Origin of the sequence: Halalkalibacter suaedae (genome assembly GCF_017939705.1) — a bacterium.
GTDB classification, from domain to species: Bacteria; Bacillota; Bacilli; order Bacillales; family Bacillaceae_D; genus Halalkalibacter; species Halalkalibacter suaedae.
The window spans coordinates 12830-25966 of record NZ_JAGKSQ010000013.1; the positions used below are offsets into that span (position 1 = coordinate 12830).

A 13137-nucleotide genomic window follows, 5' to 3' on the forward strand; every position below is an offset into this window, starting at 1 on the left:
TAGTTTAGGCATTCCCTCTTTGAACATGCACCCTAGAGCCTTTTCCTGAAGGTGATTTCTGTGTAGGGAAGAGCGAGTGGCATCGTTATATGCTTGTAAGATAGCAGGTACTCCTGCTTTACAGAGTGGAACCGCGCGATGCGCCTCTGTGCTTTTTAGCACAGAGGTTTTTTTTATTTCATATTACGTTTTAGGGGGAGATGCCGATGAGAAATATCTTCCGAACTTTGCTAAATGATGTGGATGTTGTATTTGAACAAGACCCAGCTGCTCGTAGCAGATTAGAAGTGATTTTTACCTACTCTGGTGTTCACGCGATTTGGTCACATCGTTTTGCTCATTGGTTATGGAAGCACCGTATGTTTTTCTTAGCGAGAGTGATTTCACAAATCAGCCGTTTTTTCACAGGAATTGAAATTCACCCTGGTGCAGTTATCGGCCAGCGGCTCTTTATTGATCATGGTATGGGGGTTGTGATTGGAGAAACATGTGAAATTGGCAACCATGTAACGATTTATCAGGGTGTAACTCTCGGAGGTACAGGGAAAGAAAAGGGAAAAAGGCATCCAACTGTAGAAGATCATGTCCTCATCGCATCTGGAGCAAAAGTGTTGGGTTCATTCACAATTGGTGAAAATGCAAGAATTGGTGCTGGATCTGTTGTACTAAAGGAGGTTCCAGCAAATTCAACGGTCGTTGGAATACCAGGAAGAATTGTTGTTCAAAATGGAGTTAAAGTTGAGCATGAACTCGACCATCATCTATTACCAGATCCAATTGCTGATAAATTGAAAGAGCTAGAAGAAGAATTGAGATGTTTGAGGGCAGAAAGAGAAGCCTATCAAAAAAAGGCCACGGTCGACAAGCGTAACGCATAAGGTATAGAAAAAAGAGGATAGAAGGAGTAGATCAAATGTCTATTCACCTGTATAACAGCTTAACAAAGCAAAAGGAAGTATTTACGCCTATTGAAAAAGGCAAAGTCAAAATGTATGTTTGCGGTCCAACTGTCTATAATTATATTCATATCGGTAATGCAAGACCACCAATTGTCTATGATATGGTTCGACGCTACTTAGAATATCGTGGCTATGATGTCACGTTTATCTCTAATTTTACGGATGTTGATGATAAAATTATTCGTGCAGCAAGTGAGCTCGGTGAAGATGTATTTGCGGTCGCTAATCGTTTCATTGAAGCGTATCACGATGATACCTGTGCACTTGGTGTGAAAGAAGCTGACCTCCATCCAAGAGTAACTGAAACGATTCCTGAAATTATTGACTTTATCGATGCGTTGATTAAAAAGGGATTTGCCTATGAATCTAAAGGTGACGTTTATTTCAGAACACGTAAATTCGATGGATATGGGAAGCTATCCTCACAGTCAATTGAAGATCTACGCTCAGGAGCTAGAATTGAAGTTGATTCAAGAAAAGAAGATCCTCTAGATTTTGTTTTGTGGAAAGCAGCAAAGGAAGGAGAGATCTTTTGGGAAAGTCCTTGGGGGAAAGGTCGGCCTGGTTGGCATATTGAATGTTCAGCAATGGTTAAGAAGTATTTAGGAGATACAATTGATATTCATGCTGGAGGACAGGACTTAACATTTCCACATCATGAAAATGAAATTGCTCAATCTGAAGCATTAACAGAAAAACCGATGGCGAATTATTGGCTTCACAATGGTTTTATTAATATAAATAATGAGAAAATGTCGAAATCACTCGGAAACTTTTTATTGGCTCGAGACATTATTCGACAGCATACAGCAGAAATCGTACGCTTTTTCATGTTGACAGCACACTATCGTAGTCCAATTAACTTCAGTGATGAGTTGTTAGACGGAGCTAAAAATGGACTTGATCGGTTAAGAACAGCAGTCTCTAGTTTAGAGCACCGATTGAACGAATCGGTAGGTCTTGGAGAACAACGTGATTGGCCAGAAAAAATAGCTGAACTGAAGAATCGTTTCATAAAGGAAATGGATGATGACTTTAATAGTGCGAACGGGATCGCAGTTCTGTTTGACTTAGCTAAAGAGGCTAATCGCTACTTACGCGAGGAGCAAACATCAAAAGAAGTGCTCAGTAGCTTTTTAGAACTGTTCGATGAGTTCTCGATGGTGCTAGGAATCACACTTAGAACACAAAAGGAACTACTAGATGCTGATATTGAAGAGCTAATCGAGCAACGAAATGCTGCAAGAAAAGCAAAAGACTTTGCACTAGCTGATCAAATTCGTGATCAGTTAAAGGAACAAGGAATCGTGCTAGAGGACACAGCTCAAGGTGTCCGCTGGAAACGAGGATAATATGAAAATTATTGAACCATCAATTGACTTAACACAAGTGAATGCACTCGCTTTGGCTTATATGGGAGATAGTGTTCTCGATATGTATGTTCGCTATTTCCTTATTGCCAAAGGAAAGGTAAGGCCACATCAGTTACATGTTGCAGCGACAAAATATGTTTCTGCCAAAGCTCAAGCTATGATTGTATTTTCTTTAATAGATGAGAATTTCTTTACTGATGAAGAAACTGCTGTTTTCAAGCGTGGAAGAAATGCCAAATCTGGTAGTATTCCAAAGAATACTGATAGCAACACGTATCGTTATTCAACAGGATTTGAAGCGGTCTTAGGTTATCTCTATTTTCAAGGGAAACAAGAAAGATTAGATGAAATCATGAAAAAAGCAATGACTATTATTGAAAATAAGTAGAAAGGGGGATTAATTATGAGTCAAGAATTTATCTATGGTAAAAACCCAGTTATTGAAGCACTAAAGGCAGGACATTCCATCAATAAAATATGGATTGGCGAAGGTTCACAGAAGGGACAAATGACTAAGATTATCCAGATGGCAAAAGAGAATGGAGTGTTAGTTCAAAATGCACCTAAAAGAAAGCTGGATCAATTAGTAGATACAGATAATCACCAAGGAGTGGTAGCTTCAATTGCGGCATATGAATATGCAGAGGTAGAAGATCTATTCCAGCTTGCTGAGGAGCGGGGGGAAGAACCTTTTATTCTTATTCTGGATGAGGTAGAGGATCCACATAATTTAGGGTCAATACTTAGAACTGCTGATGCAGTTGGTGCTCATGGTGTGATTATTCCCAAACGAAGAGCGGTGGGTTTAACTCAAACAGTAGCGAAGGCATCAACAGGTGCTATTGAGTATGTCCCAGTAGTAAGAGTAACAAATATTGCTCGAACAATGGATGATTTGAAAACAAAAGGAATCTGGTTTGCTGGGACAGATGCTAAAGGAACAGATGATTATCGACGAGCTTCTTTTGATATGCCAATGGGGTTAGTAATCGGAAGTGAAGGTAAGGGAATTAGTCGTCTAGTAAAAGAAAAATGCGATTTTCTCGTTAGCATTCCGATGGTCGGGCAAGTAACATCGTTAAATGCTTCAGTTGCGGCAAGTCTATTAATGTATGAAGTGTTCCGGAGAAGACATGAAGTAGGAACGAAGTAAAATGAAAGACATTTTGCTCGTTGATGGCTATAACATGATAGGAGCATGGCCAGAGCTACGTGTACTAAAGAACAAGGATTTGGAGCTTGCCCGTAACAAGCTTGTGGAAATGATGGCTGAATATCAAGCTTATACTGGATATAAGGTGTATGTCGTTTTCGATGCACATATGGTTGAAGGGATTGGCAAAAAGTATCATAACCACCGAGTGGAAGTCATCTATACGAGAAAGAACGAAACCGCGGATGAACGAATTGAAAAACTAGTCCACCAGTTAAAGCGAGTGGACACAAGGATCCATGTTGCAACATCTGATTTTACCGAGCAGTCACTTACTTTTGGAAGCGGAGCATTACGCAAATCTGCAAGAGAGCTTTTGATTGAGACAGAGACAACTGGAAAAGGAATCGACAAACAAGTGAAAAAAACGCAAAAAAAGCAGCATTCGACAAAAATTCCACTTTCCGATGAAATTGCTGAAATTTTTGAAAAATGGCGTCGACAGCGTTGATGTGTGGTTGACCGCCTGGAAATCTGTGCTATATAATACGTGTATACTTTAGCTAACAGAGATGTCGGAGGGGTTGAAGAGAATGAACCTTCAAGAAACTACCGTAACACTTATTTATGACAAAGTGGAAGATGATGATTTGGTTCTATACGTTCGAAATGGTGATAGTGGAGCCCTTGAATTTCTCATTAATAAATATAAGAACTTTGTTCGAGCAAAAGCGAGATCATATTTCTTAATTGGTGCAGATCATGAGGATATCGTTCAAGAAGGAATGATTGGTCTATACAAAGCTGTTCGAGATTTCAACGGTGAGAAACTGTCTTCTTTCAAAGCATTTGCAGAGCTTTGTATTACTCGTCAGATCATTACTGCAATCAAAACAGCTACAAGACAAAAGCATATTCCTTTAAATTCATACGTATCATTGGACAAGCCATTGTACGATGAGGAATCTGATCGAACATTACTTGATGTTATATGTGGTACACGAGTGACCAACCCAGAAGAACTATTAATTAATCAAGAAGAGTTCCAGGACATTGAATTAAAAATGGGTGAAATCCTTAGTGACTTAGAACGACAAGTGTTAATGCTGTACCTTGACGGTAGAACATACCAAGAGATCTCTGCAGACCTAAATCGTCATGTTAAGTCGATTGATAATGCCTTGCAACGGATCAAGCGCAAGCTAGAACGCTATGTGGAATTAAGAGGGGTTTCTTTAGCCTAAAATGCTTACGGTATCTTTTATGGATGCCGTTTTTTTAGCAGGAGAGTGTATAATACACCAATAATTGACACATGTGTTTTTGTGTGATAAAGTCGAATAGCATGTATTTAAGAAGGTAGTGATGCAAAATGCGAAAAAAAGTTGTACTAGCTTGTGAAGATTGCCAAACTCGGAATTACACAACAGAAAAGAATGGGCAAACTCAAGTGAACCGCATTGAGGCAAGGAAATTTTGCAAGAACTGTCAAAAGCACACCCTTCATCGTGAAACAAAATAAAGTGTAAATTGATTCCTTTTAGTTTATATAGACCGACTTTCTCGCTATGTAACCGTTCTATGAGAAAAGACTCATATGGACGGTTTTAAAAAATGGTGAAAAAACGTCAATGTATACTAAGAATCTCGTTTCTATTTTCCTATTGGACAAGATAAAAAACAAATGCTTATTGAATAGATAAGGACCCATTTGTCTAGATTGATTTGTGCTGGAGGTGTCTGTTGTGGCTGACGGAGAGAAGAGAAGTATTGGGAAGTTTTTTCGTGGGGTAGGGCAAGAGATGAAGCGTGTATCATGGCCTACGCGTAAGGAATTAGTACGTTATACGTGGGTTGTAATTGGTACAGTTGCATTTATTTCCGTTTTCTTTTTCGTTGTAGATCTTGGAATTTCGGAACTAGTTCGTCGCTTACTCGGTTAAATTCGGTAATGTTAATAAATCTCTAGTAGAGAGGAGGAAGGACAGTCGTCCAATTATAAATGGAAAAAAATTGGTATGTGCTTCATACGTATTCAGGTTATGAAAACAAGGTAAAGACGAACCTAGAAAAACGGGTAGAGTCAATGGAGATGGCAGACAAAATATTCCGTGTCCTTGTACCTGTTGAAGAAGAAACTGAGACAAAGAATGGTAAGAGTAAAACGGTTACAAAGAAAGTGTTCCCGGGTTATGTTATCGTTGAGATGATCATGACAGATGACTCGTGGTATGTTGTTAGAAATACGCCAGGGGTAACAGGCTTTGTTGGATCTGCAGGAGCTGGCTCTAAGCCAACACCGCTTCTTGAAGAAGAAGTTGAGGCGATTCTGAAACAAATGGGTGTTGAACAACCTAGGGCTGAAGTTGATTTTGAAATTAAAGAATCAGTTAAGGTCAAGGAAGGTCCATTTGCTAACTTTGTAGGTACTATTGAAGAGATTCAAGGTGAAAAACAAAAGCTGAAGGTTCATGTTAATATGTTTGGTCGTGAAACTCCAGTCGAGCTAGATTTCAATCAAGTAGAAAAGATTTAAGAAATGACTTGATATCTTGTTTTGAAAATGATAGAATCTTCATGGTTGACAATGATTTTACATGAGCCACCGGGTGCATGAGTGCATCCGTTTTTTGAGTGGGAGGGTGGAATAAAACACCCGATAACCACATCACGGACTAAGGAGGTGTGTCACGTGGCTAAAAAGGTAATTAAAATGGTAAAGTTACAAATCCCTGCTGGGAAAGCTAATCCAGCGCCACCAGTTGGTCCTGCATTAGGTCAAGCAGGTGTAAATATCATGGGTTTCTGTAAGGAATTTAATGCTCGTACTTCAGATCAAGCTGGTCTAATCATTCCAGTTGAAATCACTGTTTTTGAGGATCGTTCATTCACATTCATCACTAAAACTCCACCTGCAGCAGTTCTTTTAAAGAAAGCTGCTGGAATCGAGTCAGGTTCTGGTGAACCTAACACGAAAAAGGTTGCTACAGTGAAGCGTGATAAAGTGCGCGAAATCGCTGAAACAAAAATGCCTGATCTTAACGCTGCTAGTGTTGAATCAGCAATGCGTATGGTAGAAGGTACTGCGCGTAGCATGGGTATTGTGATTGAAGACTAATTGTTAGTTTGTTTTGCTGGAGGTTGCAACCTAATGGGTTCGCAACCTTTCATAGTGGGAGGTTATACCGCTAAAACCACATTCGAGGAGGAAATATCATGGCTAAAAAAAGTAAAAAATATACAGACGCTCTTAAGCTTGTAGATCGTGATACATCGTATCAAATTGAAGAAGCAATTGAGCTAGTTAAGAAGACAGCTACAGCTAAGTTTGATGAAACGGTTGAGGTAGCGGTACGTCTTGGAGTAGATCCTAAGAAAGCAGATCAACAAATTCGTGGAGCTGTTGTTCTTCCAAACGGAACAGGTAAAACACAACGCGTATTAGTATTTGCTAAAGGCGAAAAAGCAAAAGAAGCTGAAGCGGCTGGTGCTGATTATGTAGGAGAAGAAGATATGATCAATAAGATCAACCAAGGTTGGTTTGACTTTGATGTAATCGTAGCGACTCCTGATATGATGGCTCAAGTTGGTAAGCTTGGTCGTGTTCTTGGGCCAAAAGGCTTAATGCCTAACCCTAAAACTGGTACAGTGACATTTGATGTAACAAAAGCTGTTAATGAAATCAAAGCGGGTAAAGTTGAGTACCGTGTTGATAAAGCTGGAAACATCCACGTGCCAATTGGTAAAGTTTCTTTTGAAACAAGCAAGCTTACTGAAAACTTTAAGACAATCATTGAAACACTTGTAAAAGCTAAGCCAGCTGCAGCTAAAGGTACTTATATGAGAAACGTAGCTGTTGCAGCAACGATGGGCCCTGGTGTTCGCGTTAACGCTTCTGCACTTACAAAATAATGTTTGACTTGAAGTAATCATGTGTGTATACTCTTAAGAGTGTCGTATGTGATACTTAAATTGAATGTCATACCGTAGACAGTAGGTGTGTTTTACACTTAATATTCCTACCGAGGTAAGCAAATAGATGCAGATAACTGTGTTTGTATGCCCTCATGTCTACATGAGGGCTTTTTATATGCTTCTTAAACGGTATGAATAAACCACGGGAGGTGTAAGAATGAGTGTATTAGAACAAAAAAAGCAAGTTGTCTCTGATATCGCATCAAAGCTTCGTGATAGTAAAGCAACAGTTGTTGTTGACTATCGTGGACTAACTGTAGCTGAAGTTACTGAACTTCGTAAGCAGCTTCGTGAAGCTGGTGTTGAATTCAAAGTATACAAAAACACACTTGCGCGTCGTGCGACAGCAGAAGCTGAGCTAACTGCTCTTGATGAGCAATTAGTAGGTCCAACTGCTATTGCATTCAGTAATGATGATGTTATCGCTCCTGCAAAAGTAATAAATGACTTTGCTAAAAAGCACGAAGCTTTAGAAATTAAAGCTGGTGTAATTGAAGGACAAGTTGCATCTGTTGCTGAAATTAAGGCACTTGCAGAACTACCTTCACGAGAAGGTCTATTATCTATGCTTGCGAACGTACTTCAAGCTCCAATGCGTGGTTTCGCATTAGTGACGAAGGCTGTTGCAGAACAGAAAGAAGAGCAAGGCGCTTAATACAGACGACTCTTTTAAAGATTAGTTGAATGAGTGTCCGAAAACACAAAAAAACAATTATATAGGAGGATTTTAAAATGACTAAAGAACAAATCATTGAAGCGGTTAAAGAAATGACTGTTTTAGAACTTAACGACCTTGTTAAAGCAATTGAAGAAGAATTTGGAGTAACTGCTGCAGCTCCTGTAGCTGTAGCTGCTGCTGGTGGAGACGCTGGTGCTGCTGAGCAAACTGAATTTGACGTAATCTTAGAATCTGCTGGCGGATCTAAAATCAACGTTATCAAAGTTGTTCGTGAGCTTACAGGTCTTGGTCTTAAAGAAGCAAAGGCACTTGTTGATGGCGCTCCAGGCCCAATCAAAGAAGGCGTTGCTAAGGACGAAGCAGAAGCTGCTAAAGAAAAGCTTGAAGAAGCTGGTGCTTCAGTAACAGTTAAGTAATTAATAGGAAAAGACTCGCAATTTGCGAGTCTTTTTTTGTTTGTGGAATGTTTTTAGATATAATGTAGATAAGTATCGAAAAAAAGGAGAATTAAGTGTATGTCTGGACATTATTATTCAGAAAAACCAGAAGTAGAAAGTAATCAGAAAGACTGGTCAGCAGTATTGAGAAATGAAAAAATAAATTTTTATTCTGATCGTGGTGTTTTTTCAAAAAAGGAAGTTGATTTTGGTAGTCAATTATTGATTGAGACTTTTAATTTACCAGAGCAAGAGGGGGCTATTCTAGACGTAGGATGTGGATATGGTCCGATTGGACTATCTGTTGCTAGACTTGATCCGGAGCGAACGGTACATATGGTTGATGTAAACGAAAGAGCACTAGAATTATCGGAGAAAAATGCAATGCGTAATAAAATAACAAATGTAAAGATTTATAAGAGTAATGGCTTGGAAGGTGTTGAGGAGACTTTTGCTGCTGTGTTAACTAATCCACCTATACGTGCTGGCAAACAAGTCGTTCACATGATTTTTGAGCAGGCTTATGAAAAGTTAGCTGAAGGTGGAGAGCTATGGGTCGTTATTCAAAAGAAACAAGGGGCACCCTCTGCTATTGAAAAATTAGAAAGTTTATTTGATTCAGTTGAAGTTGTTGAGAAGAAAAAAGGATATTTTATACTATTAGCAAAAAAAGTTTGACCCTGCTTGTCTTTTGTGATATTGTTATTTAATGCGTATAACTACCTATTTTTAGAACGCTATTCAACAAAAAGTCAAGAGGTAATTTGTTGAATAGAGTTGGTTATTTGTGGTTATACTGGAGTAATCGTAGAAGAAACGTACATAAAACGTGTGCGAGATTTTGTTTAATCTATAAAAATAATTCATCTATATGTGTCCGATAAGGAAAACAGAAGATGATTGTTTTTAGATACTATAACGCCAGATTTGAGGGGTGAATCAGTTGACAGGTCAACTAGTTCAGTATGGACGCCACCGCCAGCGAAGAAGCTATGCAAGGATTAATGAAGTATTGGAGCTCCCGAATCTAATAGAGATTCAGACAGCTTCCTATCAGTGGTTTCTTGATGAGGGTTTAAGAGAGATGTTCCAAGATATTTCTCCAATACAAGACTTCACAGGGAATTTAGTTCTAGAATTTATTGATTATAGTCTTGGAGAACCAAAATATCCAGTGGATGAGTCAAAGGAACGCGATGTTACTTATGCAGCGCCTTTACGCGTGAAAGTTCGTTTGATTAACAAGGAAACTGGTGAAGTGAAGGAACAAGAAGTATTTATGGGTGATTTCCCATTAATGACTGAGACAGGTACGTTTGTTATTAATGGTGCAGAACGTGTAATTGTTTCGCAGCTTGTTCGTTCACCAAGTGTATACTATAGTCAAAAAACGGATAAAAACGGTAAAAAGGGCTTTGGTGCAACTGTAATTCCAAACCGTGGGGCATGGTTGGAACTTGAAACAGATGCAAAGGATATCGTTTATGTTCGTATTGACCGCACAAGGAAAATACCAGTGACGGTTCTTTTGCGTGCGCTAGGTTTTGGATCTGATCAAGAGATCATTGATTTACTAGGTGAAGATGAATATCTTCGTAATTCGTTGGAGAAAGACAATACCGATGGTACGGAGAAAGCATTGCTTGAAATCTATGAGCGTCTTCGTCCGGGAGAACCACCGACAGTTGAGAATGCAAAGAGTTTACTTGATTCGAGATTCTTTGATCCTAAGCGATATGATTTAGCCAACGTCGGGCGCTATAAGATTAACAAGAAGCTTCACATTAAGAATCGTTTGTTTAATCAGCGTTTAGCTGAGACGTTAGTTGATCCTGAAACAGGTGAAGTGATTGCTGAAGAGGGAACTCTTCTTGATCGTCGTACACTTGATCGGGTTCTGCCATATCTAGAAAACAATGTTGGTTTCCGTCATGTGCGTGCCTCTGGTGGAGTGGTACAAGATGAGGATATTGAAATTCAGTCAATTCTTATTTACTCACCAGATGATTCAGACGGTGAGCGTACGATCCGAGTAATCGGAAATGCTTTAGTTGAAAGAGATGTTAAACACATCACGCCAGCTGATATTATTGCTTCAATTAACTATTTCTTTAACCTATTACATGGTGTAGGCGATACGGATGATATTGATCATCTTGGAAACCGTCGTCTCCGTTCTGTTGGTGAGTTACTACAAAATCAATTCAGAATTGGTTTATCACGTATGGAACGTGTTGTTCGTGAACGTATGTCTATCCAAGATCCAAATATGATCACGCCACAAGCACTTATTAATATTCGTCCAGTTATTGCGTCAATTAAAGAGTTCTTTGGTAGCTCTCAGCTTTCTCAATTTATGGATCAAACGAACCCACTTGCTGAATTAACGCACAAGCGTCGTTTATCAGCTCTTGGACCCGGTGGTTTAACACGTGAGCGTGCTGGTTTTGAAGTGCGTGACGTTCATTACTCTCACTATGGTCGTATGTGTCCAATTGAAACACCGGAAGGACCGAACATTGGTCTAATTAACTCACTTTCTTCTTATGCGAAGGTAAATGAGTTTGGTTTTATGGAAACACCTTATCGTCGTGTTGATCCTGAGACTGGAAAAGTAACTGCTCAAATTGATTACCTAACTGCTGACGAAGAGGATAACTATGTTGTTGCCCAAGCAAATGCACGTCTTGCAGATGATGGCTCATTCATTGATGACAATATTATTGCTCGTTTCCGTGGGGAGAACACTGTTGTTCCTCGTGAACGCCTTGACTATATGGATGTATCACCAAAGCAGGTAGTATCAGCGGCGACTTCTTGTATTCCGTTCTTAGAAAATGATGACTCAAACCGTGCCCTAATGGGAGCGAACATGCAACGTCAAGCTGTTCCTTTATTAGTACCTGAAGCACCTTTCGTAGGTACAGGTATGGAACACGTTTCTGCAAAAGATTCAGGTGCAGCGATTGTTGCTAAAGCTAGAGGAATTGTTGAACGTGTTACTGCAAAGGAGATTTTGGTTCGTCGTTTAGAAGAAGTGGACGGAAAAGAAGTTAAGGGTGACCTTGATAAATACAAGCTTCAAAAGTTTATCCGTTCAAACCAAGGAACAAGCTACAATCAACGTCCAATCGTTGCTGAAGGTAACGTTGTTGAAAAGCGTGAAATTCTTGCCGATGGTCCTTCAATGGAAATGGGTGAGATGGCTCTAGGACGTAACGTAATGGTTGGGTTCATGACTTGGGAAGGGTATAACTATGAGGATGCTATCATCTTGAGCGAACGTCTTGTGAAAGATGATGTGTATACATCTGTTCATATCGAGGAATACGAATCTGAAGCTCGTGATACGAAGCTTGGACCAGAGGAAATTACTCGAGATATTCCTAACGTAGGTGAAGATGCACTTAAGAACTTAGATGAGCGTGGAATCATACGTACCGGGGCAGAGGTAAAGGACGGAGATATTCTTGTTGGTAAGGTAACACCTAAAGGGGTTACAGAGCTAACAGCTGAAGAACGTCTATTACATGCAATCTTTGGTGAGAAAGCACGTGAAGTTCGAGATACTTCTCTTCGTGCACCACATGGTGGCGATGGAATTGTTCTTGATGTTAAGATCTTTAACCGTGAAGATGGCGATGAGTTACCACCAGGTGTGAATCAGCTTGTACGTGTCTATATCGTACAGAAGCGTAAAATTCACGAAGGTGATAAGATGGCCGGGCGTCATGGAAATAAAGGGGTTATCTCTAAAATTCTTCCTGAAGAGGATATGCCTTATCTTCCAGATGGAACACCAATCGATATCATGTTAAATCCTTTAGGGGTACCATCACGTATGAATATCGGTCAGGTATTAGAATTGCATTTAGGGATGGCTGCTAGAAAATTAGGTATTCATGTCGCATCACCAGTATTTGATGGTGCTCGTGAAGAAGATGTTTGGTCAACGTTAGAAGAGGCAGGAATGGCCAGAGATGGTAAAACTGTTCTTTATGATGGTCGTTCGGGTGAACCATTTGATAACCGTGTTTCTGTTGGGATCATGTATATGATCAAACTAGCTCACATGGTTGACGATAAGCTTCATGCTCGTTCAACAGGACCTTACTCTCTAGTTACGCAACAACCTTTAGGTGGTAAAGCACAATTTGGTGGACAACGTTTTGGTGAGATGGAAGTTTGGGCACTTGAGGCATATGGTGCTGCTTACACTCTTCAAGAAATCTTAACGGTTAAGTCTGATGATGTTGTTGGACGTGTGAAAACATACGAAGCCATTGTCAAAGGTGAAAATGTACCGGAACCAGGTGTACCTGAGTCATTTAAAGTATTAATTAAAGAGCTTCAATCACTAGGTATGGATGTGAAGATGCTCTCAAGTAATGAAGAAGAGATTGAAATGAGAGAGCTTGACGATGAAGATGATCAAACAAGTGAGAAGTTGAATCTGAATTTTGAATCAAGTGAATCTAACGTTTAAATAAAAGGCTTGGGGAGCTAGTCAAAAGCTGGTTCCCTAGACCTGTCTAATTGAAAAGATCCGTAAACCGAAAAG

At 39.6% G+C, this 13137-nt stretch carries 15 protein-coding genes and 2 other annotated features (1 of these 17 running past the window's edge); all 15 genes read left to right on the forward strand.

Annotated elements, in window-relative coordinates:
- Positions 1-151, forward strand: a binding site (T-box leader); it begins 69 nt to the left of the window's first position.
- Between the two features lie 55 nt (positions 152-206).
- Positions 207-878 (forward strand): serine O-acetyltransferase, encoded by a 672-nt coding sequence (gene cysE / locus J7W16_RS19970; protein WP_210599242.1) that lies wholly within the window; start codon positions 207-209, stop codon positions 876-878.
- 35 nt (positions 879-913) lie between these two features.
- Positions 914-2311, forward strand: a complete 1398-nt coding sequence (cysS, locus tag J7W16_RS19975) for a cysteine--tRNA ligase (RefSeq protein ID WP_210599243.1) — start codon at positions 914-916, stop codon at positions 2309-2311.
- A gap of 1 nt (position 2312) precedes the next feature.
- Positions 2313-2720 carry a Mini-ribonuclease 3 gene (locus J7W16_RS19980; RefSeq protein ID WP_210599244.1) on the forward strand — a complete coding sequence of 136 codons (408 nt, stop codon included), beginning with the start codon at positions 2313-2315 and terminating at the stop codon, positions 2718-2720.
- Positions 2721-2735: 15 nt separating this feature from the next.
- On the forward strand, positions 2736-3485 hold the full coding sequence (rlmB, locus tag J7W16_RS19985; RefSeq protein WP_210599245.1) for a 23S rRNA (guanosine(2251)-2'-O)-methyltransferase RlmB: 750 nt from the start codon (positions 2736-2738) through the stop codon (positions 3483-3485).
- A gap of 1 nt (position 3486) precedes the next feature.
- Positions 3487-3996 carry an NYN domain-containing protein gene (locus J7W16_RS19990; protein WP_210599246.1) on the forward strand — a complete coding sequence of 170 codons (510 nt, stop codon included), beginning with the start codon at positions 3487-3489 and terminating at the stop codon, positions 3994-3996.
- Positions 3997-4057: 61 nt separating this feature from the next.
- Positions 4058-4729, forward strand: a complete 672-nt coding sequence (sigH, locus tag J7W16_RS19995; RefSeq protein WP_419095863.1) for an RNA polymerase sporulation sigma factor SigH — start codon at positions 4058-4060, stop codon at positions 4727-4729.
- Positions 4730-4857: 128 nt separating this feature from the next.
- Positions 4858-5007 (forward strand): 50S ribosomal protein L33, encoded by a 150-nt coding sequence (gene rpmG, locus J7W16_RS20000; RefSeq protein WP_210599248.1) that lies wholly within the window; start codon positions 4858-4860, stop codon positions 5005-5007.
- 223 nt (positions 5008-5230) lie between these two features.
- Positions 5231-5428 carry a preprotein translocase subunit SecE gene (gene secE / locus J7W16_RS20005; RefSeq protein ID WP_210599249.1) on the forward strand — a complete coding sequence of 66 codons (198 nt, stop codon included), beginning with the start codon at positions 5231-5233 and terminating at the stop codon, positions 5426-5428.
- 59 nt (positions 5429-5487) lie between these two features.
- Positions 5488-6021, forward strand: coding sequence for a transcription termination/antitermination protein NusG (nusG, locus tag J7W16_RS20010; protein WP_210599250.1), 534 nt, complete (start codon positions 5488-5490; stop codon positions 6019-6021).
- 156 nt (positions 6022-6177) lie between these two features.
- Positions 6178-6603: a 50S ribosomal protein L11 gene (rplK, locus tag J7W16_RS20015; protein WP_210599251.1), complete on the forward strand. Its 426-nt coding sequence runs from the start codon at positions 6178-6180 to the stop codon at positions 6601-6603.
- Positions 6604-6701: 98 nt separating this feature from the next.
- On the forward strand, positions 6702-7397 hold the full coding sequence (gene rplA / locus J7W16_RS20020) for a 50S ribosomal protein L1 (RefSeq protein WP_210599252.1): 696 nt from the start codon (positions 6702-6704) through the stop codon (positions 7395-7397).
- Positions 7398-7451: 54 nt separating this feature from the next.
- Positions 7452-7583: a sequence feature (ribosomal protein L10 leader region), on the forward strand.
- A gap of 34 nt (positions 7584-7617) precedes the next feature.
- A complete protein-coding gene (rplJ, locus tag J7W16_RS20025; protein ID WP_210599253.1) occupies positions 7618-8115 on the forward strand; it encodes a 50S ribosomal protein L10 in 498 nt (165 codons plus the stop codon).
- A 77-nt stretch (positions 8116-8192) separates the two neighbouring features.
- Positions 8193-8555 (forward strand): 50S ribosomal protein L7/L12, encoded by a 363-nt coding sequence (gene rplL / locus J7W16_RS20030; protein ID WP_210599254.1) that lies wholly within the window; start codon positions 8193-8195, stop codon positions 8553-8555.
- Positions 8556-8654: 99 nt separating this feature from the next.
- Positions 8655-9254 carry a class I SAM-dependent methyltransferase gene (locus J7W16_RS20035; protein WP_210599255.1) on the forward strand — a complete coding sequence of 200 codons (600 nt, stop codon included), beginning with the start codon at positions 8655-8657 and terminating at the stop codon, positions 9252-9254.
- Positions 9255-9519: 265 nt separating this feature from the next.
- Positions 9520-13062 (forward strand): DNA-directed RNA polymerase subunit beta, encoded by a 3543-nt coding sequence (gene rpoB, locus J7W16_RS20040; protein WP_210599256.1) that lies wholly within the window; start codon positions 9520-9522, stop codon positions 13060-13062.
- The last annotated feature ends 75 nt before the right edge of the window (positions 13063-13137 follow it).